The organism is Rhodococcus sp. GA1 (assembly GCF_024321955.1).
In the GTDB taxonomy this organism is placed as follows: Bacteria; Actinomycetota; Actinomycetes; order Mycobacteriales; family Mycobacteriaceae; genus Rhodococcus; species Rhodococcus pyridinivorans.
Window position 1 is genome coordinate 2,117,198 of sequence record NZ_CP097186.1, and the last position, 23,133, is coordinate 2,140,330.

The window sequence follows — 23,133 nt, forward strand, 5'->3', positions numbered from 1 at the left end:
CGTGACGGTTCCGTATGCGCCCAGCGGTGACGCAGCTGGAGAATTGGTGCTAACTTTGCGGTCTGGGTGCTGGTTTGTCAATACGTTCTGCCCTGCAGTTTTGGCAATTCTTACCCAAAAGTAGTGTTTCTCCGCAGGGGGGTTCGACTGTTACCTTTGAGGCCGACGAACATTCACCGCGACATCGCGGCCGGCAACAGGATCCACGACGAGGAGGCAGGGTGCCCGAACAAGCGCAGGGCGGGGCACGCACAGCCGCCAAGACCGGCACCCCGACCCCCACCGTGCGGCGCCGGCCGAAGAACCGCAAGGCACAGATCGCCACGGTCGCGGCCGAGGCGTTCAGCGAACGCGGCTACCACGGCGTGAGCATCGACGAGATCGCCACTGCCGTCGGCATCTCCGGCCCCGCCCTGTACCGGCACTTCCCGAACAAGTACGCCCTGTTCCACCACGCCGTGGTCACCCTCGCCGACGCCCTCGGCGCCGCCCTCGCGGAGTTCGACGAGCAGAGCGGAGCGAACGCCACCGGACTCGCCGCCGCCGAGGAGCTCGAACGCAAACTCCTCGCGCTCATCCGCACCACGATCGAGAACCGCCGGACGGGCGGGTTGTACCGCTGGGAACGCCGCTACCTCACGGGTGAGGACCACAGCGAGATCCGCTCGAAGACGCGGGCACTCAACCGCCATCTCGCCCGCACGGCCGCGCGGCTGCGGCCCGATCTCACCGACGACGACTACGTGCTGCTCAGCAGCGCGATGCTCAGCGTCATCGGCTCCATCACCACTCACCGCGTTCCGCTGTCCAACCGGCGCCTGCAGCAGCTGCTGCTCGACGCGTGCACAGCGGTCGCGGCAACCGACCTGGTGCCCGACATCGACGAACCCGCACCGACTCCCGAGCCGGGCGGGTTGTCCGTGGCGAACAAGCGCGAGGTCCTCCTGCACGAGGCCGTGCTGCTCTTCGACGCCCGGGGCTATCACGAGGTGAGCATCGAGGAGATCGGTGCTGCGGCAGGTATCAACGCGTCCGGCGTCTACCGTCACTTCGCGAGCAAGGCCGATCTGCTCGCCGCCGCCTTCCACCGGGCCGGTGATCGCGTCGCGATGATCATCGGCGAAACGCTCACCGACTCGACGACCTCCGCGCAGGCCCTCGACGTCCTCACCGAGGCGTACGTCCGGATGTCGTTCGAGAACAGCGAACTGATGTCGGTGTACTTCGCCGAGATCGGCAACCTGCCCGCGCACCATCGCAGCGACCTGCGGAACATCCAGCGGCTCAACATCGAGGAATGGGCCCGTCTGGTCGGGGAGCTCCGCCCCGAGCTGCCCGCCGTCGAATGCCGTTTCCTCGTGCACGCCGCGCTCAACCTCGTGCTCGACACCGGCAACCTCGTGCACTTCCTGCCCACCCCCTCCCGGCAGCGCAGGGTGCAGCAACTGATGCTCTCGGTACTGCTCGGCGACACCGGTTCGCCGGAGGCGGTGGGATGACCCGCACCAGGGCCGCAGCGGTACTCCGCGAGTACGGTGCACCGCTGAGGCTCGAGACCGTGACCGTGCCCGAACTGCGCGACGACGAAGTGCTCGTACAGATCCACGGGGTCGGGATCTGCCACACCGACCTCACCGCCGCCGCGGGAGGCGTTCCCGTCCCGAGGCCCGTCGTACCGGGACACGAGGGTGCCGGAGTCGTCACGGAACAGGGTTCGACGATCGTCGTCTTCGATCTCGGCGCCGTCGGCACGGCCGCGGTGATGACAGAACGGATTTCCTTGTGCGAGAACATCATCGTCGTCGCCCCCGATCCACGACGGCACGGGCTCCGCGATCGTTCGGGGCCACCGAGGTCCTCTCCCCCGACGATCACGACGACCTCGGACGCCATCTGCGTCGCCTCACCGGCGGTGGTGCCGGCGATGCGGTGGAGTCCGTGGGCGCCGAATCCGTGATCCGGCAGGCACTGTCGTCGCTGACCAGCCCCGGTGTCTCCTTCACGAGCTGGCCGCGCCGTGGCGCGACGGGCACTTTCCGCTCGACGAACTCGTGCAGACCTTCGATTTCACGAAACTCGACGACGCTCTCGCCGCTGTCGACTCCGGCGAGATCATCAGAGCCGTACTCACCTTCGACATCCGGGGGAACACATGAACGTCGTCCAGCGACTCGAGGAACTGCGCGCCCGCACCGACCGGATCGATCCTCGCGAACTCGATGCCCTCTGGGAGCATCTCGCTCCGGCACGCCTCGACGATCTCGTCGGATACCGGTGGAAGGGTTACAGTTTCGACACCGGGCACCGCACCCACACACTGCTCGGCAGGTCGCGGTGGTACGGAAAGACGTTCGCGTCGGTGTCCGAGGTCCAGCCGCTCGTGTGCTACGGCGAGGACGGCGAGTTGTTCTCCGACACGAAGACCGGACGCGGCGAAGCGAGCCTGTGGGAGATCGTCTTCCGCGGTGAGATGACGGCGACGATGGTCTACGACGGCATGCCGGTCTTCGACCACTTCAAGAAGGTCCACGACGACACCGTCGTCGGGGTGATGAACGGCAAGGGCTCGCTGGTGTTCGACGACGGCGAGCACTACTGGTTCGGTCTCGAACGCGACACCGCCGTGTGACCGTCGGACGGGAAACGCACAGTGGCCGGACGCGCGTCCGGCCACTCGACGTTCTCGGCGGAGAGCTCAGATGACGTGTCCGTGCGCCTTCATCCGGCGGCGCATGTCGTTGAGGTAGTAGGTGGCCGACAGCTGTCGGATCGGCCTGGGCACCGCGCGGTAGATCGGCGGGACCACCTTCCAGAACAGGTCGAAGCGCCGCTGGTCGCGCGGGCTCCACGGCAGCGCGAATTCGTCGCGCATGCGTTGCGGGAGAAGACCGATCGTCATGAAGCGCTGCAGCGGCACGAGGGCGCGAACGGGAAGCGGGGCGTCACCGCCGGTGAGGAGATCGCGGGTGAACGAACGCACCTTCCGGTCGACCTCGAAGGTCGCGATCATCTCGTCCCAGTACCTGTCGAACTCCTCCCGCGTCTTCGGCCACATGTCGTCCTCGACCTGCAGGGCCGTGCCGTAGACCGCGGACTGGCGGTAGATGTATTCGATGTCGGCATCGGTGACAGGCCCGAACATCCGCCGGTACATGTCGACACCGTTACGGTACAGCGTTGCGGCGACCCACAACTGGAGTTCGGGATCGAAGGCGTTGTAGGTCTCCGAGCGCACCGGGACGTGCGCCTTGTTGACCATCCGGACGATCTGCTTCTTCTCCTCGGGAGTACCGAGCGTGACCGCGTAGACGTAGGTCATCGTGGTGCGCAACCGGTCGAGCGGCCGCTGCAGGGTGGTGCTGTGATCGGCGACGCCGTGCCCGACACCGCGCGATGCCAGCTGCAGGAGGACCGTCGCGCCGGCGCCGAGCAGGAGCATCGACTCTCCGACGAAGTCGGCCAGTTCGAACGAGCCCGCCGGAAGCGGAGCGGGGGTCGCCACCGGTTCGTCGGTGGTGACGGTGGGGACGCGCTCTTCGGCGTGGGTCGTCATCGGAGGTCTCCTGACGGTGAAAGCACTGGTGCAGCACTGTCATACAAATTTGTTCACACCCGTACTCAGATATGCAAGTGCCTATCCGGGAGGCGAATCGACACCCGCTCGCTCGCGGTGGACGACCAGACGCGCGGCCGCGTCCTCGAACTGCACCAGCGTCTGCGTGATCACCTCGCTGTGGTCCTGCGCGGCGATCGCCTCGATCAGCTTCGTGTGCGATCGGATGGCGAGCGTTCCCCACTCGGCGTCGCGCGCGTAGAGGCGGTACGGAATCGTGCGCGCGGCGGTGTTGAGGAACCACGCGAGCTTGGGGCTGTCGGCGATGCGGTTGAGCTCGCGATGGAAGTCGAACTCCGCGTCGGCGATCCGCTCGATGTCGGGTGTCACTCCTTCCGGGGCAACGACGAGCCTGCGCAGCCTCTCGTTGAGTTCGGCCAGACGCTCGAGGTCGGCCGGCGTGGCACGGTCGGCCGCTCGGAGCGCGAGCTCGACGGCGATCTGCCCCTGCAGCCAGAAGATGTCGTCGATGTCGCCGCGCGTGAGGGGCGAGACCCGGTAGCCGCGATTCGGGGCGGATTCGACCATCCCCTCCCCGCGCAGCGTCAGCAGCGCCTCCCGGACCGGGGTGACGCTGACGCCGAGTTCGACGGCGGTCTCGTCGAGCCGGATGAAGTCGCCCGGACGCAACACGCCGGACATGATCGAGCCGCGGAGGTGACCGGCCACCTCGTCGGAAAGCTGCGGACGGCGCCGTACGGCCCCCTCCGAACGTCGGGATGCCGCAGCGTGATCCGCCGCTGTCCCGGGGCTACGTGTCGGTGCCGCCATCGTGTCTCCTGTAGGAATCCGGACAACTGCGCACGGGGGTTGTCCAATTGTCCCGCGAACGCCTAATGTGATGTCCACTACAGCTATCACATCAAATATATGTGATGTGGTTCACCAGGAAGTGTCGAACATGACCCAGAACCTCACCAGTCCGAAGAACGCGAAGAGCAGCTCGGACAAGGCATCCACGGCAGCAAGCACCGACACCTTCGCCAGCCTCGACCCCCGGAACGGCGAGGTGATCGCCGAGTATCCGGTCGCCGACGAGGCCGCCGTGGGCGCGGCCGTCGAGCGCGCCCGCGTCGCCGCGCGCTGGTGGGAGGCGCAGGGCTTCCGCGGCCGCCGCGACTGGCTCCTCGAGTTCAAGAAGGCCATCGCATCCGACGCGACCTCGCTCGCATCGGTGGTGGCGAAGGAGACCGGTAAGCCCTTCGGCGACGCCTTCCTCGAAGTCATGCTGGCGGTCGAGCACCTCGACTGGGCGGCCAAGAACGCCAAGAAGGTGCTCAGGCCCCGCAAGGTGCCCTCGGGCGTCGCGAGCTTCAACCAGGCCGCAACCCTCGAGTACAAGCCCCTCGGTGTCATCGGCGTGATCGGCCCCTGGAACTACCCCGTGTACACCCCGATGGGTTCGATCGCCTACTCGCTGGCCGCCGGCAACGCCGTCGTCTTCAAGCCGAGCGAGCTCACCCCCGGTGTTGCGAAGTGGCTCGAGGACAAGTGGAACTCGATCGCCCCCACCCAGCCGGTCTTCCAGGTCATCACCGGTCTCGGTGAGACGGGTTCGGCGCTCGTGCGTTCGGGTGTCGACAAGGTCGCCTTCACCGGCTCCGGCCCCACCGCCCGCAAGGTCATGGCGGTGTGCGCCGAGTCGCTCACCCCGCTCGTCGCCGAATGCGGCGGCAAGGACGCGATGATCGTCGCGGCCGACGCGAACATCGACGAGGCCGTCGAGTTCGCCGCCTTCGGCGCCTTCGGCAACGCCGGCCAGACCTGCGCGGGCGTCGAGCGCATCTACGTCGAGGAGCCTGTCTACCGCGAGTTCCTCGACAAGCTCACCGCCACCGTCCGGCGCGCGAAGCCGGGCGGCGACGAGGACTCCACCTACGGCCCTATGACGCTTCCGCGCCAGGTCGACATCGTGCGCAGTCACATCGAGGACGCCCTGAAGTCCGGTGGCAAGGCCGTCCTCGGCGGACTCGATTCGGTGCAGGAGCGCATCGTCGAGCCCGTCATCCTCACCGACGTGCCCGAGACCTCGGCCGCGGTGTGCGAGGAGACCTTCGGCCCGACGGTCGTCGTCAACAAGGTTCGCGACCTCGACGAGGCCGTCGAACGCGCGAACGGCACGAACTACGGTCTCGGTGCGTCGATCTTCACGCGCAACAAGAAGAAAGGCCGTCAGCTCGCCGAGCGCCTGCGCAACGGCATGGTGTCGGTCAACTCGGTGCTCGGCTTCGCCGCCATCGCCTCGTTGCCCTTCGGCGGCATCGGCGAGTCCGGCTTCGGCCGCATCCACGGCGCCGACGGCCTGCGCGAGTTCAGCCGTCCCAAGTCGGTCACGGTGGCGAAGTTCAGCTCGCCGCTCAAACTCATGAGCCTCGAGCGTCCGGAGCGCGATCTGAAAATCTCGCGAGCGATGCTCCAGTTCATGCACGGAAGGTGAGCCGATGACGACCACTCCCCCGCGCACTCGCAGCCGAAAGGCCGCCGTCGTCGCGAAGCCCGAGGCACGCATCGAGAAGGCCGGTACGTTCCCACCCCCGAACAGGGACCCGCACCCGAAGCGTGGGCGGATGGGCTGGGTCGAGGTGATCGAGGAGCTCGACCCGGTCACGCAGCACCAGGACATCGTGCGGATCACCGCCGGTTACGAGTTCCCGTGGGACTACCAGCGGTCGCTCGAGTTCGCCCTCTTCCGCACGTACTGTGTGCCCAGCATCTCGGAGTTGCTCGCCCGCACCGGCGAGTTCGAGAAGCGGCCGCAGAAGCGGTACGACGACACGGCGCTGCTGATGGCCGAGCTGGTCGAGCACGGCTACGACGCCGAGCGGGGACGCGAGTCGCTGCGCAACATCAACCGGATGCACGGCAAGTACTCGATCGACAACGACGACATGCTGTACGTCCTGTCGACCTTCGTGTACGACCCGCTCGACTGGATCGACCGCTACGGGTGGCGTCGCCTGCACCCGAAGGAGCGGCTGGCGTCGTTCTACTTCTACCGCCAGGTGGGCATCCGGATGGGCATCAAGGACATCCCGGAGTCGTTCCAGGAGTTCCACCGGTTCAAGCTCGAATACGAGCGCGAGAAGTTCACCTACAGCGACGACAACCACGCCATCGGCACCTACACGCTGCGCCTGTTCCAGTCGTGGTACCCGAAGGTGCTGAACAAGGGCATCGAGAAGGTCGTTTTCGCGCTGATCGACGACCGCATGGCGTCGGCGTTCGGTTTCCCGAAGAGCTCACCGCAGGTGACGGAGATCGTCGAGGGCGCGCTGCGGGCACGGTCGGCGTTCGTGCGGCGACTGCCGAAGCGACGCGTGTCGCTGTCGGCGGGCAACGCCACCAACCGGACGTATCCGGGTTACCCCCTCGGTTACCGTCCGAACGATCTGGGCGTCGAACACTGACGCACCGACAGACCTGGGGGACAGGAGGGGCGGCCCCGCATTCCGGTTTCACCACCGGGGTGCAGGGCCGTAACTGTTCCGGGAGGGCGGGCCGGGGTCAGTTCTCGACGGGCCGCAGGGCCTGCTTCGACGGGAGTGCGAAGCCCGAGACGAAGACGACCACGGCGCAACCGGCGCACACGAGGTAGGCGATCACGAAGCCCGCGGTGCCGATGCCGAGCCCGCCCCCGAGGGTGTGAGCCGCGAGCACCGAGGCGACGACCGCGCTGCAGACGGTGCTGCCCACGGTGCGGAGCAGGACGTTGACGCCGTTCGCCGCGGCGTTCTGCGACAGCGGCACCGCGCCGAGGAGGAGCACCGGCAGCGTGCAGTACACGAGCGACGTGCCGATCGCCGCGACGAAGATGGCGGCGACGACGAGCCACAGCGGCTTGCCGGGCACCGCGTGGACGCTGTAGCCGGCGAGCAGGAAGACCGCTCCGGTCATGATCGTGATCTTGGGTCCGAAACGTTCGGTGATCCGGGAGGCCACGATCGCGAAGATCATCATCGCGAAGCTCGCGGCGAGCTGGCAGGCCGCGGCCTGGAGGATGGTCAGGTCGTATCCGGCTCCGTGCCCGGACGGCGCCTGCAGCAACTGTGTGGTGATGAGGGTGTTGCCGTAGAAGGCGAACCCGACGAGCAGTGCCGACAGGTGCGGCGCGAGGACGGAACGGCGGGCCGAGACACGCAGGTCGACGAGCGGGTTGCGGTTGCGCAGCTGCTGCACTCCCCAGAGCACGAACAGCAGCACCGACGCGGCGAACGAGAGCAGCACTGCGGGGCTCGTCCAGCCCCACGTGCTGCCCTGGGTGATGGGCACGAGCAGGCACACCAGGGCGGCGGACAGGCCGGCGGCGCCCACGGCGTCGAAGCGACCGCCGGTGCGGGTGTCCGATTCCGGGATGACGATCCACGCCGCGAGGGCGACACCGGCGCCGATGGCGGCGGTGGTCCAGAAGAGCAGGTGCCAATCGGCGAACTGGACGATGGCGGCAGCGAACGGGATACCGACCGCGGTGCCGATGCCGAGGGTGGAACTGAGCATCGCGATCGAGCGCTCCACGTGCTCACGGGGCAGGACCTCGCGAAGGATCGCCATGCCGATCGGCAGCACCGCCGCGCCGGCGCCCTGCAGGCCACGGGCGACGATGAGCAGTCCGATGTCCGAGGTCAGCGCGCAGATCAACGAGCCGAGTGTCATAAGCGAGAACGCGATGAGGAGCATCCGCTTCTTGCCGATCATGTCGGCGAGACGGCCGAAGATGGGCGTCATCACCGCACCGACCAGCAGGGTGCTCGTCACCAGCCACGAGACGGCGGTGGTTCCGGCGCCGGTGAAGCCCGGCATGCTCGGCAGGAGCGGCACCATAACGGTCTGCATGATGGCCTGGAAGACGGCGCCGACCGCGAGAACCGGGAAGACGAAATGCCGCAGGTTGCGCGTCTTCTTCTCCGCCGGTCCGCTCACCTTCGTCGTTCCGGACGCTGAGCGCGTCGGCGCGGAGGCGGACCTACCCGCCACGTGCAGGCGCAGGGGGAGCGAGATCGACATCGACACCCCCTCTCGCCAAACAGGTAAATAGCCGTTCACCACATTAGGTGAACGGCTATTTACCCTCAAGAGTAGTGACCAAGGTCATTCGTGCCGCTAAGAACCGTCTCCGTCGAGCAACCGCTGGACCAGCGGCGCGTACATGGCCACAACTTCCTCGACCGTGCCGGTCGCGCGCTCCTGCATCATGCGGCGCCGCATGATCGCCAACCCCATCACCGCCGACATCGCCAGCTCGGCCCGGAGACGGGCATCCGACCCCGGCAGCCGCGCGGCGAGCGCATCGACCATCTGCGCGGAGTAGTTGTCGCGGAGCATGCGGTTGCTCTCCTCGCTGCCCCCGCTCATGAACAGGATGTTCATCGACAATGGCTTGTAGGGTTCGAGCGGGCGGGCGAGCATCGCGACCATCCGCTCCCCCAGGCTCTCGAGCGGCCCGTCGAACAGCACCTGCGCGCCGTACTGGAAGTCGACGAGCTCCTCGTACAACTGCTCCTTCGAGCCGAAGTACTTGATGATCAGCGGGGCGCTGACCCCCGCTTCCTCCGCGATGTCCTTGAGCGTGATGTCGCGGTAGGGGCGCGTCGCAAACGCCTTCCCCGCAGCCTCGATGATCAGCTTCCGGGTCTCGTCGGAAGTCCGGCGACGCTTCTCGGGCTCACCCCGGTGCGATGCCTCCGTGCTGCGCACGGTCACATCGCCCGCCTCCCCGACAACGCTCGCCCGAGCGTCAGCTCGTCGGCGAACTCGAGATCGCCGCCCATCGGCAGACCCGACGCGAGGCGGGTGACGCTCAGCCCCGGGAAGTCGCGCAGCATACGCACCAGATAGGTGGCCGTCGCCTCGCCCTCCGTATTGGGGTCGGTCGCGATGATCACCTCGGAGACGTCGACGCCGTCCTCCTGGTTGCCGATACGGGTGAGCAGTTCGCGGATGTGCAGCTGGTCGGGGCCGACGCCATTGAGCGGGTCGAGCGCACCACCGAGGACGTGATAGCGCCCCCGGAACTCCCGGGTGCGTTCGATCGCCTGCACGTCCTTCGGTTCCTCGACCACGCAGATCACCGTGCGGTCGCGGCGAGGATCGGAGCAGATGCGGCAACGCCGCTGGTCGGAGACCGTTCCGCAGACCTCGCAGAACTGCACGCCGTCGCGGATCCGCTGCAGCGCCGCCTGCAGGCGGTCGATCTCGGGCGGCTCGACCGAGAGCAGATGGAACGCGATGCGCTGGGCACTCTTCGGGCCGACGCCCGGAAGCTTGCCCAGCTCGTCGATGAGGTCCTGTACCGGTCCTTCGTACAACGCCGACCTCTAGAAACCGGGCAGGCCGGGGATTCCGCCGCCGAGCCCACCCGCGAGCGGACCGAGCTTCTCGGCCGCGATCTCCTGGGCCTTCGCCGAGGCGTCGGCGATCGCACCGACCACCAGATCCTGCAGGGTCTCGACGTCCTCGGGGTCGACGACCTTCGGATCGATCTTCACGGACACGACCTCGCCCGTGCCCTTCACCGTCGCCGTCACGAGGCCACCGCCGGCCTGGCCGGTGACCTCCGCCTGCGCCATCTCGTTCTGCGCAGCGACGAGTTGCTGCTGCATCTGCTGGGCCTGAGCGAGGAGTTGCTGCATGTCGGGCATTCCACCACCGGGTTGCACGGCACGTCCTTTCTGCACGTTTGTGATGCCAGCCTAGTCGCCGCGCATCGGGGTGGACACAGACGCCGAGGTCGACCGAACCGGGCTCAGTCGACTTCCTTCTTCAGGTTCTCGAGCACCTGCTGCTGGATCTTCTTCAGGCCGAGCGGCGCGAACGTCTTCTCGAAGAAGCCCTTGACGCCACCGGCACCCTTCCACTGAGTGAGCACGACGACTGTCGAACCCGTCCCGTTCGGCACGACGCTGTAGGTCGTCACGAGCGTCGAGTTCGCGTCCGTCTCCGTGACGGTACTGCCCTTCACCGACACGGTGGCCTGCACGTCGCGCTGACGCTTCTCCGTGGCCTGGAGGATCCAGTGCACGACGGTGCCGTCGCCGCGACCACCGGAGATCACGCGGTAGTCGCGGTAGTGCTCGGTGAGGATGCGCGGGCGCACGGTCTCGTAGTCGGCCAGGGCGGTGAGCACCACCTCGGGAGCTGCCGCCAACTGGATCGAACTGCTTGCGCTGACCTGTGCCATGAACGACTCCTTCTGCTTCTTCCGCGCTGATGCGGGCTCGAATGTGCCTGTGACGACAGCATCCATCCTGCCCTGCGCGTTCCGGGACGGATGCGACCGCCGGGTCTATTGTGGACGTGCCACTGATGCGCCGCTCCGGAGGAGTCGAATGCAGATGCCGAGATCGTCAGGTGTGAAGGTCCCGTACGGGGAGGCGGTACACCGCCAGGGTGTAGACCGCCTGCTGCGCTCGTACAGCGCGATTCCGGCCGACGCGCCCGTGCGACTCGCGAAGAAGACGTCGAACCTCTTCCGGGCACGCGCCGCGGCGAACGCGCCGGGGCTCGACGTCTCCGGTCTCGGCGGTGTCATCTCCGTCGACCCGCAGGCCCGCACCGCCGACGTCGCCGGCATGTGCACCTACGAGGACCTCGTCGACGCGACCCTGCCCTACGGCCTCGCACCGTTGGTCGTCCCACAGCTGAAGACGATCACGCTCGGCGGCGCCGTCACCGGGCTCGGCATCGAGTCGACGTCCTTCCGCAACGGCCTCCCCCACGAGTCCGTGCTCGAGATGGACATCCTGACCGGGTCCGGCGAGATCATCACGGCCCGTCCGGAGGGTGAGCACGCCGATCTGTTCCACGGCTTCCCCAACTCGTACGGTTCGCTCGGGTACGCCACGCGCCTGCGCATCGCACTCGAACCGGTGAAACGTTTCGTCGCACTGCGTCACCTGCGTTTCGACACGATCGCCGATCTGCAGTCCGCCCTCGCGCGGATCGTCGACGAACGGACCTGGGACGGCACACCGGTCGACTATCTCGACGGTGTCGTCTTCTCCGCGACCGAGAGCTACCTGACGCTCGGCACACAGACCGACGAGCCGGGTCCCGTCAGCGATTACACCGGGCAGGACATCTACTACCGGTCGATCCAGCACGTCTCCGTCAACCGCCCCAAGGAGGATCGGCTCACGATCCGCGACTATCTGTGGCGGTGGGACACCGACTGGTTCTGGTGCTCCCGGGCTTTCGGCGCCCAGAACCCGAAGATCCGCCGGATGTGGCCGAAGCAGTTGCTGCGCAGCAGTTTCTACTGGAAGCTCATCGCGCTCGACCACAAGTATTCGGTGGCCGACCGGATCGAGGCACGCAAGGGCAATCCACCCCGCGAGCGCGTCGTGCAGGACATCGAGGTCCCGCTCGAACGCACGCAGGAGTTCGTCGAGTGGTTCCTCGACGAGATTCCCATCGAGCCGATCTGGTTGTGCCCCTTGAAGTTGCGCGACATCGAGTCGTCCCCGGACGCCGGCCGGCCAAGCACCTCGGACGCCCAGCGTCCCTGGCCGCTGTACCCGCTCGAGCCGAAGCGCGCCTATGTGAACGTCGGGTTCTGGTCGTCCGTTCCCATCGTGCCCGGCGCCGAGGAGGGCGCCGCCAACCGGCTGATCGAGAAGAAGGTCGCCGAACTCGACGGGCACAAATCGCTCTACTCGGACTCCTACTACTCGAAGGACGAGTTCGAGAAGCTCTATTACGGCGGCGGTGAATACCCCGCTCTCAAGCAGAAATACGACCCTCGGTCCCGTCTACTGGACCTGTTTTCGAAGGCGGTGCAACGAAAGTGACCATATTCAGGACCGAGAACGATCGGTCCACCGAGGACAAGCTCGCACTCGCCCAGATCGTGGAGATCGTGACCGGCGGCGACATGCCGTTGCGCTTCACGGCCTACGACGGATCGGCGGCCGGTCCCGAGGACTCTCCCTACGGTCTACATCTGGCGTCGCCCAAGGGCGCGACGTACATCGCCACGGCCCCCGGCGATCTGGGTATGGCACGGGCGTACATCTCGGGCGATCTCCAGGCGAAGGGAGTGCATCCCGGCAACCCCTACGAGTTGCTCGCCTCGCTCGGCGACCTGCACTTCGAGCGTCCCCCGGCACGTATCCTCGCGCAGATCGCCCGGTCGCTCGGCACCGAACTGCTCAAGCCGATCGCACCGCCGCCGCAGGAGCACCTGCCGCGCTGGCGCCGCATCGCCGAGGGTCTGCGGCACTCGAAATCGCGCGACGCCGAGGTCATCCATCACCACTACGACGTGTCCAACGAGTTCTACGAGTACGTTCTCGGCCCCTCGATGACGTACACCTGCGCCGTCTTCGAATCCGAGAATCAGAGCCTCGAGGACGCCCAGGAGAACAAGTACCGTCTGGTCTTCGAGAAGCTGCGGTTGAAGCCGGGCGACCGCCTGCTCGACATCGGTTGCGGCTGGGGCGGGATGGTGCGTTACGCCGCTCGGCGCGGTGTGAAGGCCCTCGGCGTGACGCTCTCCAAGGAACAGGCCGAATGGGCGCAGAAGGCCATCGTCGAGGAGGGCCTGAGCGACCTGGCGGAGGTCCGGCACTCCGACTACCGCGACGTGCCCGAGGAAGGATTCGACGCCATCTCGTCGATCGGCCTGACCGAGCACATCGGTGTCGCCAACTATCCGGCCTACTTCCGGTTCCTCCACGGCAAACTGCGGGTGGGCGGTCTGCTGCTCAACCACTGCATCACCCGGCCGACCAACAACACCCGCGCCAAGGCCGGCGGGTTCATCGACCGGTACGTCTTCCCCGACGGGGAGCTCACCGGTTCGGGTCGCATCATCACCGAGGCGCAGAACATCGGCTTCGAGGTGATGCACGAGGAGAACCTGCGCGAGCACTACGCCCTGACGCTGAAGGGCTGGTGCGAGTACCTCGAGAAGCACTGGCAGGCCTGCGTCGCCGAGGTCGGTGAGGGCACGGCCCGCCTGTGGGGCCTGTACATGGCAGGCTCGCGCCTCGGCTTCGAACGCAACGTGGTCCAGCTGCACCAGGTGCTCGCGGTCAAGCTCGGCGACGACAAGAAGCCGCAGACGCCGCTGCGCCCCTGGTGGGTCGCCTAGCCGACCCCATCGGCACGAAAACAGAAGAGCGCGAACGGGAAGGGCTCCCGACGCCGTGGCGTCGGGAGCCCTTCCGTGCAACCGTCGTGTGCGTCAGCTGCGCAGCGACGCCGGCGGGTTGAAGCGCTCGCCGTACTTGGCGGCGAGTTCCTCGGCGCGCTTGACGAAGCCTTCCTTGCCACCCGGGTAGCCGACGATGTACTGAGCGACACCACCGGTCCAGGCCGGGAAGCCGATGCCGAAGATCGAGCCGATGTTGGCGTCGGCGGTGGTCTCGAGAACACCCTCGTCGAAGCACTTCTGGGTCTCGATCGCCTCGGCGAAGAGCATGCGGTCGATCAGATCCTGCAGCGGCACATCGAGGGTCGCCTCGGTCTTGAAGTGATCGCGCACACCCTGCCAGATGCCCTGACGCTTGCCGTTCTCGTCGTACTCGTAGAAGCCGGCCTTCTCGAGACGACCCGGACGACCCTGCTCGACCATCCAGTCGACCACGTCGAGTGCGGGATGACGCGTGGTGCCGAGCTTGGTGTCGCCCTGCTTGGCGGCCTCCTCGGATTCCTTCGCGATCTTCTGCATGAGCTTCATGTTCAGCTCGTCGGTCAGCTGCAGCGGCGGAGCCGGGTAACCCGCCTGCGAACCGGCCTGCTCGATGGTCGCGGGCTCGATGCCCTCGCCGAGCATGGCGATGGCCTCGTTGACGAACGTGCCGATCACGCGCGAGGTGAAGAAGCCGCGGCTGTCGTTGACGACGATCGGGGTCTTGCGGATCGCGAGCGTGTAGTCGAACACGCGGGCCAGGGCCTCGTCGGAGGTCTTCTCACCCTTGATGATCTCGACCAGAGGCATCTTGTCGACCGGCGAGAAGAAGTGGATACCGATGAAGTCCTCGGGACGCTTGACGCCGGTCGCGAGACCGGTGATGGGCAGCGTCGAGGTGTTCGAGCCGAGCAGCGCGTCGGGATCGACGATGTCTTCGATCTCCTGGAACACCTTGTGCTTGAGCTCGGTGTTCTCGAACACTGCCTCGATGACGAAGTCGACGCCCGCGAAGTCGGCGGGGTCGGCCGTCGGCGTGATGCGGTCGAGCAGAGCCTTCGACTTCTCCTCGGTGGTCTTGCCACGCGAGAGAGCCTTGGCCTCGATCTTCTCCGAGTAGTTCTTGCCACGCTCGGCGGCCTCGAGGGTGACGTCCTTGAGGACGACCTCGTAACCGGCCTTGGCGGAGACGTAGGCGATGCCGGCGCCCATCATGCCCGCACCGAGAACGCCGATCTTCTTGATCTCGCGCTTCGGCACGTCCTTCGGACGCGAAGCGCCCGAGTTGATGGACTGCATGTCGAAGAAGAACGCCTGGATCATGTTCTTCGCGACCTGGCCGGTGGCGAGTTCGACGAAGTACCGCGACTCGATGGTCGACGCATTGTCGAAGTCCACCTGCGAGCCCTCGACGGCGGCGGCCATGATGGCGCGCGGAGCCGGCATCGGGGCGCCCTTGATCTGCTTGCGCAGGTTCGCGGGGAAGGCCGGAAGGTTCGCGGCGAAGGCCGGGCTGGAAGGGGTGCCGCCGGGGATCTTGTAGCCCTTGACATCCCACGGCTGGATGCCGCCCTCGGGGTTGGCCTTGATCCATTCCTTGGCGGCCGGAACGAGTTCCTCGACGCTACCCACGACGTCGTGGACCAGGCCGATCTCCTTGGCCTTGACCGCGTTGTACTTGTTGCCCTGCAGCAGAACCGAGAGCAGCGCCGTCTGGATGCCGAGCAGGCGCACGGTGCGGGTGATGCCACCGCCACCGGGGAGCAGGCCGAGGCTGACCTCGGGCAGACCGATCTGCACGCCCTTGACATCGGCAGCGATGCGGCGATGCGTCGCGAGGGCGATTTCGAGGCCGCCACCGAGAGCCGCGCCGTTGATGGCGGCGACGACGGGCTTACCGAGGGTCTCGAGACGACGCAGGTCGGCCTTGATGCCCTGAACCTCGTCGAACGCGACCTGCGCGTCGTCGGGGCCGATCGCGATGATGTTGCGCAGGTCGCCGCCGGCGAAGAAGGTCTTCTTCGCGGAGGTGATCACCACACCGGTGATGGAGTCCTGCTCCTCGTACAGACGGTCGACGGTGGCCTTCATCGACGCCTTGTACAGCTCGTTCATCGTGTTGGCGCCCTGGTTCGGATCGTCGAGTGTCAGCACAACGATGCCGTCGGCGTCCTTATCCCAGGAAATCATGTTGTCGCTCACTGTTTTTCGAATTCCTTCCGGTGTCAGACGCGCTCGATGATGGTGGCCACACCCATGCCGCCACCGATGCACAGGGTGACGAGGGCGCGCTTGGCTCCGCGGCGCTCGAGCTCGTCGATCATGGTGCCGGTGATCATGGCGCCGGTGGCGCCGAGCGGGTGGCCCATCGCGATGGCGCCGCCGTTGACGTTGAGCTTCTCGTCCGGGATGTTCAGGTCCTTCTGGAACTTCAGGACGACGGAGGCGAACGCCTCGTTGATCTCGAACAGGTCGATGTCGTCGACCGTCAGGCCCGCCGAAGCGAGAACCTTGTGCGCGGCCGGCGTGGGGCCGGTGAGCATGATCGTCGAGTCGGCACCGGAGGTGGCCGTGGCGACGACGCGGGCACGCGGGGTCAGACCGAGGTCCTTGCCGGCCTGCTCGGAACCGACGAGCACGAGTGCCGCGCCGTCGACGATGCCCGAGCTGTTGCCGCCGTGGTGGACGTGATCGATCTTCTCGACGAAGTGGTACTTCTGCTGCGCCACGGCGTCGAAGCCGCCCATCTCACCGATGGTCGCGAACGACGGCTGCAGCTTGGCCAGACCCTCGAGGGTCGTGTCCGGACGCATGTGCTCGTCCTGATCGAGGATGGTCAGGCCGTTCTGGTCCTTGACCGGCACGACCGACTTGGAGAAGTAGCCGCCCGACCAGGCTGCCGCCGCGAGCTGCTGCGAACGCAGTGCGTAGGCGTCGACGTCCTCGCGGGTGAAGCCCTCGATGGTCGCGATGAGATCGGCGGAGATGCCCTGGGGAACCAGGTAGCTGTCGTAGTTGGTGGCGGGATCGAGCATCCACGCGCCACCGTCGGAGCCCATGGAGACACGCGACATGGACTCGACGCCGCCGGCGAGAACGAGCTCGTCCCAGCCGGAGCGGACCTTCTGCGCAGCCATGTTGACGGCCTCGAGGCCCGACGCGCAGAACCGGTTGATCTGCACGCCGCCCGTGGTGGCCGGCAGGTTCGCGATGGTGACAGCGGTGCGGGCGATGTCGGCACCCTGATCGCCGACGGGGCTGACGACACCGAGGATCAGGTCGGAGATACGGTTCTCGTCGAGATCGGGGAATCGAACACGCAGCTCGTCGATCAGGCCCGTAACCAGGGAGATCGGCTTGACGGAGTGCAAAGAGCCCGTCTTCTTGCCTCGGCCGCGTGGTGTTCGGATGGCTTCATAGATGAATGCCTCGGTGGTCACAGTGCGCAGGTTCCTTCCCGTGCTTGCGGAGCGACAGCACCCACGGCCCTGCAGAGGGCCGCCGTGCCCAACCTCTCCTACGATAGAAGCGGGCACCCCTCGGCCGTAAGGACCGAAGCGATCGGTGTCCGTGACCGAACCGAACGTCCGCAAACCCCTTACGGGACCACCGCCGCCCGCAGGCGCGGCGCCGCATACAGGACTTCTCGCAGCGCATCGAGGGGGACAGGGGTGCCGACGAGCCCGCGAGCACGAGGCGCCCGCCCACATCGAGGCGCGACACCAGCGACGCGATCGCATCCGCCGAACCCGAGAAGTCGAGACGGACGTCGTCGGTACCCGTGCGCAGCAGGGCGGTGAGGATCATGTCGGGGTAGGGGCATCCGCGACCGGCGCCGGCGGGTGTGAGAGCGAGGTCGGCGAGGTCGTGCCAGCCGAGTACATCGAGCAGCCTGACCTGGGTGGATCGGCTGAATCCTGTGGTGAGTACGACTTTCACGCCGGCCTCACGCAGCTGCGTGATCGCCTTGCCGGTGCCCGTGCCGGGGGCGGCGGCGACGTCGCCCTGGTCGACGAATCGGGGCGTCCGGTTCCGGGATGTCAGAGGCCGAGCAGGTCGGCGGTCTCCTCGCCGAGATAGAGGCCGAGGGTCATACCGCGGCCACCCGGGCCGGCGACGACCCATACGTCTTCGTCGGCCTCCGCGCGGTGCACGAGCGCGTGGGGTCGATGCACTGGCTGTACACCCCGGCCCAGCGCCGGACGACGCGCGGCAGTCGGCGGCCGAGGAACTCCTCCGTCACTGCGACGAGGTGGTCGTAGGGTTCTTCGTCGACGTCGAAGTCGAACGGTTCGTCGTAGGCGTGGGTGTCGCCGGCGGTGAGGCCGCCGTGCAGACGCTGGACGCACGGCAACTGCATGCGATGCTGCGCGGCGACGGGTCGTTGCTCCTCGGAGGCGGTGAGCTCGTCGAGGGCGGTACCGGCGAATCCCGGGTAGTAGCGCAGGCTGTCGCCGTCGGCGATCGACGTGGTGAGGTCTTCGCCGAGCGGTGCGGTCTGCATCATCTGCAGCCGGACCCTGCGCAATGGCAGGTCGCGGGCGAGGCCACCGAGTGTCGCGCCGGGACAGACGAGAACGAGGTCGGTCTCGTGCACGGTGCCGTGGTCGTCGCGCACTGCACGGTCCCGCGGGCCGTGCGGGAGACGTCCCGGGCCTCTGTGGACAGCAGGAACCGGTAGCGGCCCGAGATGGCGAGATGTTGCCGGATCGCCGGGAGCGCGATGCGGGATTCGACGGCAGCGTCCGTGCTGCAGTGCAGTGCCGCGAGGAAGTTACCGCGTAGCGCGGGGTTACGGCGGCGCGTCTCGTCCGCATCGAGCAGGGCGAATCCCCGTCGCTGCGCGTCGTCGCGTGCGACCGCTTCCTCCGCGACGGCGACCTCGGCGGCGGTGCGCGGCAGCGTCAGCGTCAGCGAACCGTTCGCGCGGAAACCGACGTCGGGAACGCGGGCGCCGAGGTCCTCCCACAGCTCGCGGGACCGCAGGGTTAGGGCCGGTTCGTCGAACTCCCGGTGAAACAGTTGGTGTAGACCGGAATTCGGTTACGCTGGATGTGTGGCCACCGTCGTTCGCGAAGCGCGCACCCTCAAGCACCAGATCGTGCGCCGCCAGGTCGAGTGCCTCCTCGACCAGCTCAGCGTGGGAGATCAGGTCCCCTCCGAACGCGATCTCGCCACCCGGTTCGACGTCGCCCGCGAAACCGTCCGCCAGGCACTGCGAGAACTGCTCGTCGACGGCCGCATCGAACGGCGGGGCCGCAGCACCGTCGTCGCCGGCCCGAAGATCGTCCAGCCCCTCGTCATCGGTTCCTATACCGAAGCCGCCCTGCTCGAAGGGCGCAGCGCTGGGCGTGTGCTCGTCGCGTGGACCGACCTCGTCGCCGACGACGAACTGGCCTGCCGCCTCGGTCTCGAACCCGGCGATCCCGTCCTCGAACTCGAACGTGTCCTGCTCACCGACGGAGTGCATGTCGGACTCGAACGCACGCGCCTTCCCGCACACCGCTTTCCGGATCTGCGCCGGACGCTCGATCCGTCGTCGTCGCTGTACGCCGCGATCCGTTCCTACGGGATCACGTTCGCGCGGGCGGTCGAGCGGATCGAGACCACGCTGCCGGATGCGCGCGAGGCGGCGCTGCTCGACGCCGACACCCGCACACCGATGCTGCTGCTCGAGCGGATCTCCTACGACGAGAACGACGTCCCGATCGAGCATCGCCGGTCGCTCTACCGCGGCGACCGGATGTCGTTCGTCACGACCGTCACTCCCTGAGCAGCAGGTCAGTCGACGCCCAGGCCTGCTTCCCGCGCACGGACGATCGCGCTCGCCCGGTCGGCTGCGCCGATCTTGCCGAGGATGTTGGACACGTGGTTGCGCACCGTCTTCTGGCTGAGCACGAGTCGGCGGGAGATCGCGGCGTTGTCGAGTCCGCGGGCCACGAGGTCGAGGATCTCCCGCTCCCGTCCGGTCAGATACGGGAAAACTGCCGACGTGTTGCGGGAGTTCGCTACCGCCGCAAGGGCTTTCGCCGCGACCGCCGCACCGACGATCATCTCACCGTCGGCCACGGCCCGGATCGCCCGTTCGACCCCCGACGGATCGGCCCCTTTGACGAGATAACCCGAGGCACCGGCACGGATGGAGGCGATGAGGATGTCCTCGTCCTCGTGCATCGTGACCATCAGGATGCGGGTGCCCGGCGACTTCCGGAGGATGCTGCGGGCCGCGTCGATCCCCGATCCGTCGCCGAGTTCGATGTCCATGAGCACGACGTCGACATCGCCGATCACGACCTCGAGGGCCTCCCCCACCGAACTCGCCTGGCACACGACATCGATCCCGTCGAGAGTGCCCAGCAGTGCCGCCATACCGAGGCGGAAGACGGGATGGTCGTCGACGACCGCAACGCGTATCGCTCCGTTGTCGCTCATGATTCGGACCAGGGTAGCCGCGCCCGCACCACGACACCGCGCGGGTCGCCGGGTTCGATGCCCACCGTTCCGCCGACCTCCCGGGCCCGTTCCCGCATGCTCTGCGTCCCCACACCGATTCGTGCGTCGGTCGCGAGTCCTCGCCCGTCGTCGACGATGTCGAGGGCCAGCACGTCGCCCTCCGCCGCGACCCGCACCGTGCATTCGTCGGCACCGGAATGCCGTCGCGCGTTGATGACCGCCTCGGAGGCGATGCCGTAGGCGGCCCACGCGATCGGCCCGGACATCCCGGCGGGGAGGTCGGACCGCAGGTCGACGCGGAATCCCGCGCGGGCGTGGGTGATCACGAGTTCATCGAGTGCGGCGGTGAGGCCGAGTTCGTCGAGAACCGGGGGCAGCAGACTGCGCGAGAGCTCGCGGACACCGTCGACTTGCCGATCGAGTTCGCGGAGCAGTTCGTCGACGAGTCCGGCCGCGGCGTCCGGGTCGGTGGTGACGAGATTGCGTGCGCCCTGCAGGCCGAGCCGCACCCCGGCGAGCGACGGGCCGAGACCGTCGTGCAGTTCGCGGCGGATGGTGCGGCGTTCCTCGAGTCTCACCTCGGTGAGGCGGCGACGTGCGTCTTCGAGGTCCTCCGCCGACCGCAGGACGACGAGCCCGGCGTCGACGACGGTCGCGAGTTCGGTGAGCGCCCGCCGGCTGCGTGCCCCGAGCGATTCGCCCGGAGGTGCGGTGACGGCGAGGGTGGCGTCGCCGTTACCGACCGGAACCTCCTCGACGGGTCCGGTCGCGGTCCCCCAGCGTGCGATCACGTCGCCGCCGCGGCGCACCTCGACCGATTCGAGACGCAGTGCGGTACCGATTCCGGCGACGAGTTCGCCCAACAGCAGGTCGGGCGAATCGGCACCGGCGAAGTGCCGCCCGAGGATCCGGACGGCGCGTGCCGGGTCGACGCCGTCGCCGTAGACGAGGCGGTGCACCTTCCGGCCGAGCCACATCCGCACCGGCTGCACGGCCAGGGCGACGGCGGTGGCGGCGACCGCCTGGGCGAAGACCGATTCGTTCGGGAGCACCAGCGACACCGCGACCGTCACCGCGAGATAGGAGGTGACGAGCACGGCGGTGAGACTGCCGGCGAGCGCGGCGCGACCCACCGCGAGGTCGATGCCCCAGAGTCGTTGGCGCAGCACGACGGCGAGGATCGCGACGGGATAGAAGGCCTGCGTCGCGAGGTGGAGCAGCGGTGTGAGCATCCACGGCACGTCCGGGACCGCCAACGGGATGTACGAGGCTGTCATCAGGGCACTGCCGAGCGCGAGCCATCCCGTCCCGGATCGTTCGCCCGCCGAGGCGTGACGGCGACGCCACTCGACGTGCCCGGCGGTCAGGAAACCCACGGCCACAACGGGTCCGACGAACCAGATGTCGGCGATGTCGGTGAAGGTGCGCGCCCAGAAGAACCAGGCGATCGTCAGGACGCCGACGCCGATCCCGGCCCGCACCACGGGATCGGCCGGACGGTCGCGGACGAGCCACGGCACCACCAGGAACAACGCGAGTGTCCCGGGGATCCAGGTGGTGTTCTGCAGCGGACCGAGGAATCCGACGGGCAGTTCGGGGCGGACGAGGGCGAGCTGGGTCCAGCTGTAGGACATCGCTGCCACACCGACGCCGATCGACGCGACGGCCAGCAGGATCGGCACGGCGTGGACCCGGCGGGCGAGGATCACCCCGGCGACCGTCCCGTAGACGGCGGCTCCGACGACGTCGACGAGGAAGAACAGCTGGTCGGAATCGAGCGCGGGTCGTGCCGCGACGAACACGACGACGGCCGCAACGGCGAGCAGCCAGGAGGCGACGGCCACGACGGCGGCGGGTACCGGAGCCCCGGTACCCGCCGATCCGTTCGTCGTGACTGTGTCCTTCATGGTGCGGTGAGTATGCACCACTGTGTCCTTGATGCGGCAGGTATACGCCGCTGGGCCGCTCGCAGTGGCACTAACGTGCACGCCGGTCCGCGAGGGCGAAGCCGACTCCGGCCACCAGCACCCACACCGGGCCGGTGAAGCCGGCCATGTACTGCAGTGGGGAGATGCCGAGGAGCAGTGTCAGACCACCGAGAACGATGCTCGCCCAACCGATCCACCGGGGCGCCGCGCGGTGACGCAGGACCGCGACCGCGACCGCGACGCCGCTGACACCGGCACCGACCCACAGCCATGGGATGGTGCCCATCCAATGCGAGGCGAAGACCGCCACCTCGGGCACCATCTGATCGGTGTTGCCGAGGCCGAACAGCAACTCGGTGTCGAGTCCGGTGCCCATGAGGGTCGCGACCGAGGTGAGCACGAGACCGAATGCCGCGACCGTCGGCACGAGGCTGAATTCCGGAGTGCCTGCGCGCAGCCGGCGCTGCAGTCCGGCGGCAAAGACGAGCAGCAGCGTCGTCGACACCATCAGCGTCAGGTGCATGACGAGCATGGCCGTGCGCTGCCCGGCGAACTCGGTCATGATCGCCACCGCGTTGCCGGCGGTGCGCTCGTTGTATGCCGCGCTCATCGCCATGCTCGCCTGGATGCCCACGACGCCGGCGAGGCCGGCGACCGCACCCGTCCACGCCCAGAGCGAACCGGGGCCACGACGATCGGGAGCGATCGGCGCGAGGGGTTCGGTCTCGGTGCCGAGAGTGTTCATGAAGGTCCCTTCGGATCGGTGCGACGCCCTGCGCGTCGTAAAGGAACGATCCGGTGCCCGGTGTCCCGGGTGGAAGGGACGACTGTCCCGACCTTCCGGGATCGCCGCCGGCGTCCCTCGTCGGGCAGACGTCGTGCGCCTACCACAACCGAGGGGAGGTTGTGTGCGATTCTCCCGACGGAAACGCACACAACCTCCCCCACGACCGAGGATGCCGACGCGGATATTTCCGCGGGCTGCCGGATCCGCGTCGCCCCGAATTCACTCA

At 67.6% G+C, this 23,133-nt stretch carries 20 protein-coding genes and 2 pseudogenes; 8 read left to right on the top strand and 14 right to left on the bottom strand.

The genetic code is table 11. From position 1 onward, the window contains the following. The first annotated feature begins 221 nt into the window (after window positions 1-221). The 3 genes from M3330_RS09935 to M3330_RS09945 all read left to right on the top strand — a co-directional run bounded on the left by M3330_RS09935 (window position 222) and on the right by M3330_RS09945 (window position 2,629). Window positions 222-1,499, top strand: coding sequence for a TetR/AcrR family transcriptional regulator (locus M3330_RS09935; protein WP_039586666.1), 1,278 nt, complete (start codon window positions 222-224; stop codon window positions 1,497-1,499). Then, complete coding sequence (locus M3330_RS09940) at window positions 1,496-1,957, top strand: alcohol dehydrogenase catalytic domain-containing protein (RefSeq protein ID WP_037217266.1); 462 nt, start codon at window positions 1,496-1,498, stop codon at window positions 1,955-1,957. The genes M3330_RS09935 and M3330_RS09940 overlap by 4 nt, the downstream gene beginning before the upstream one ends. A gap of 195 nt (window positions 1,958-2,152) precedes the next feature. Next, on the top strand, window positions 2,153-2,629 hold the full coding sequence (locus M3330_RS09945; protein WP_255028613.1) for a DUF4334 domain-containing protein: 477 nt from the start codon (window positions 2,153-2,155) through the stop codon (window positions 2,627-2,629). Window positions 2,630-2,695: 66 nt separating this feature from the next. Here M3330_RS09945 and M3330_RS09950 read toward each other — a convergent pair whose 3' ends face one another. Further along, window positions 2,696-3,553 (bottom strand): oxygenase MpaB family protein, encoded by an 858-nt coding sequence (locus tag M3330_RS09950; RefSeq protein WP_255028614.1) that lies wholly within the window; start codon window positions 3,551-3,553, stop codon window positions 2,696-2,698. Window positions 3,554-3,634: 81 nt separating this feature from the next. Then, complete coding sequence (locus M3330_RS09955) at window positions 3,635-4,255, bottom strand: GntR family transcriptional regulator (RefSeq protein WP_235367235.1); 621 nt, start codon at window positions 4,253-4,255, stop codon at window positions 3,635-3,637. A gap of 259 nt (window positions 4,256-4,514) precedes the next feature. On the opposite strand from M3330_RS09955, the gene M3330_RS09960 reads away from it, so the two are divergent. Further along, complete coding sequence (locus tag M3330_RS09960; protein ID WP_064061161.1) at window positions 4,515-6,050, top strand: aldehyde dehydrogenase family protein; 1,536 nt, start codon at window positions 4,515-4,517, stop codon at window positions 6,048-6,050. Between the two features lie 4 nt (window positions 6,051-6,054). Then, window positions 6,055-7,020: an oxygenase MpaB family protein gene (locus M3330_RS09965; protein ID WP_006552468.1), complete on the top strand. Its 966-nt coding sequence runs from the start codon at window positions 6,055-6,057 to the stop codon at window positions 7,018-7,020. 97 nt (window positions 7,021-7,117) lie between these two features. Here the strand turns inward: M3330_RS09965 and M3330_RS09970 are convergent, their stop codons facing one another. The 5 genes from M3330_RS09970 to M3330_RS09990 form a co-directional block, all read right to left on the bottom strand. Next, a complete protein-coding gene (locus M3330_RS09970; protein WP_033097962.1) occupies window positions 7,118-8,530 on the bottom strand; it encodes an MFS transporter in 1,413 nt (470 codons plus the stop codon). Window positions 8,531-8,710: 180 nt separating this feature from the next. After that, window positions 8,711-9,310: a TetR family transcriptional regulator gene (locus M3330_RS09975; RefSeq protein ID WP_006552470.1), complete on the bottom strand. Its 600-nt coding sequence runs from the start codon at window positions 9,308-9,310 to the stop codon at window positions 8,711-8,713. Then, a complete protein-coding gene (gene recR / locus M3330_RS09980; RefSeq protein WP_019290261.1) occupies window positions 9,307-9,915 on the bottom strand; it encodes a recombination mediator RecR in 609 nt (202 codons plus the stop codon). Before recR ends, M3330_RS09975 begins: the two co-directional genes overlap by 4 nt. A gap of 9 nt (window positions 9,916-9,924) precedes the next feature. Further along, entirely contained in the window at window positions 9,925-10,248 is a 324-nt protein-coding gene (locus tag M3330_RS09985) for a YbaB/EbfC family nucleoid-associated protein (protein WP_019290262.1), read from the bottom strand. Window positions 10,249-10,352: 104 nt separating this feature from the next. Beyond that, the gene (locus M3330_RS09990) at window positions 10,353-10,787 is read right to left on the bottom strand and encodes an SRPBCC family protein (protein ID WP_006552473.1); all 435 of its coding nucleotides are present in this window, start codon (window positions 10,785-10,787) and stop codon (window positions 10,353-10,355) included. Between the two features lie 148 nt (window positions 10,788-10,935). On the opposite strand from M3330_RS09990, the gene M3330_RS09995 reads away from it, so the two are divergent. Further along, a complete protein-coding gene (locus M3330_RS09995) occupies window positions 10,936-12,396 on the top strand; it encodes an FAD-binding oxidoreductase (protein ID WP_033097925.1) in 1,461 nt (486 codons plus the stop codon). Further along, complete coding sequence (locus M3330_RS10000) at window positions 12,393-13,700, top strand: class I SAM-dependent methyltransferase (RefSeq protein ID WP_019290265.1); 1,308 nt, start codon at window positions 12,393-12,395, stop codon at window positions 13,698-13,700. Before M3330_RS09995 ends, M3330_RS10000 begins: the two co-directional genes overlap by 4 nt. Window positions 13,701-13,793: 93 nt before the next feature. On the opposite strand, the gene M3330_RS10005 is transcribed toward M3330_RS10000, so the two are convergent. The 4 genes and pseudogenes from M3330_RS10005 to M3330_RS10020 form a co-directional block, all read right to left on the bottom strand. After that, window positions 13,794-15,929 carry a 3-hydroxyacyl-CoA dehydrogenase NAD-binding domain-containing protein gene (locus tag M3330_RS10005; RefSeq protein ID WP_033097963.1) on the bottom strand — a complete coding sequence of 712 codons (2,136 nt, stop codon included), beginning with the start codon at window positions 15,927-15,929 and terminating at the stop codon, window positions 13,794-13,796. A gap of 35 nt (window positions 15,930-15,964) precedes the next feature. Then, window positions 15,965-17,179 (bottom strand): acetyl-CoA C-acetyltransferase, encoded by a 1,215-nt coding sequence (locus M3330_RS10010; RefSeq protein ID WP_006552477.1) that lies wholly within the window; start codon window positions 17,177-17,179, stop codon window positions 15,965-15,967. A 322-nt stretch (window positions 17,180-17,501) separates the two neighbouring features. Then, window positions 17,502-17,708: pseudogene (locus M3330_RS10015) on the bottom strand (HAD family hydrolase); the annotation flags it as partial. Window positions 17,709-17,779: 71 nt separating this feature from the next. Next, window positions 17,780-18,731, bottom strand: a pseudogene (locus tag M3330_RS10020) (FAD-dependent oxidoreductase); the annotation flags it as partial. Window positions 18,732-18,795: 64 nt separating this feature from the next. Between M3330_RS10020 and M3330_RS10025 the strand changes: the two are divergent. Further along, window positions 18,796-19,512: a GntR family transcriptional regulator gene (locus tag M3330_RS10025; RefSeq protein ID WP_006552480.1), complete on the top strand. Its 717-nt coding sequence runs from the start codon at window positions 18,796-18,798 to the stop codon at window positions 19,510-19,512. An 8-nt stretch (window positions 19,513-19,520) separates the two neighbouring features. On the opposite strand, the gene M3330_RS10030 is transcribed toward M3330_RS10025, so the two are convergent. The 3 genes from M3330_RS10030 to M3330_RS10040 all read right to left on the bottom strand — a co-directional run bounded on the left by M3330_RS10030 (window position 19,521) and on the right by M3330_RS10040 (window position 22,865). Next, window positions 19,521-20,171: a response regulator transcription factor gene (locus tag M3330_RS10030; protein ID WP_033097928.1), complete on the bottom strand. Its 651-nt coding sequence runs from the start codon at window positions 20,169-20,171 to the stop codon at window positions 19,521-19,523. Beyond that, on the bottom strand, window positions 20,168-22,099 hold the full coding sequence (locus tag M3330_RS10035; protein WP_255028619.1) for a histidine kinase: 1,932 nt from the start codon (window positions 22,097-22,099) through the stop codon (window positions 20,168-20,170). Before M3330_RS10035 ends, M3330_RS10030 begins: the two co-directional genes overlap by 4 nt. Before the next feature lie 70 nt (window positions 22,100-22,169). Continuing rightward, complete coding sequence (locus M3330_RS10040) at window positions 22,170-22,865, bottom strand: hypothetical protein (RefSeq protein ID WP_217579246.1); 696 nt, start codon at window positions 22,863-22,865, stop codon at window positions 22,170-22,172. Between the last annotated feature and the right edge of the window lie 268 nt (window positions 22,866-23,133).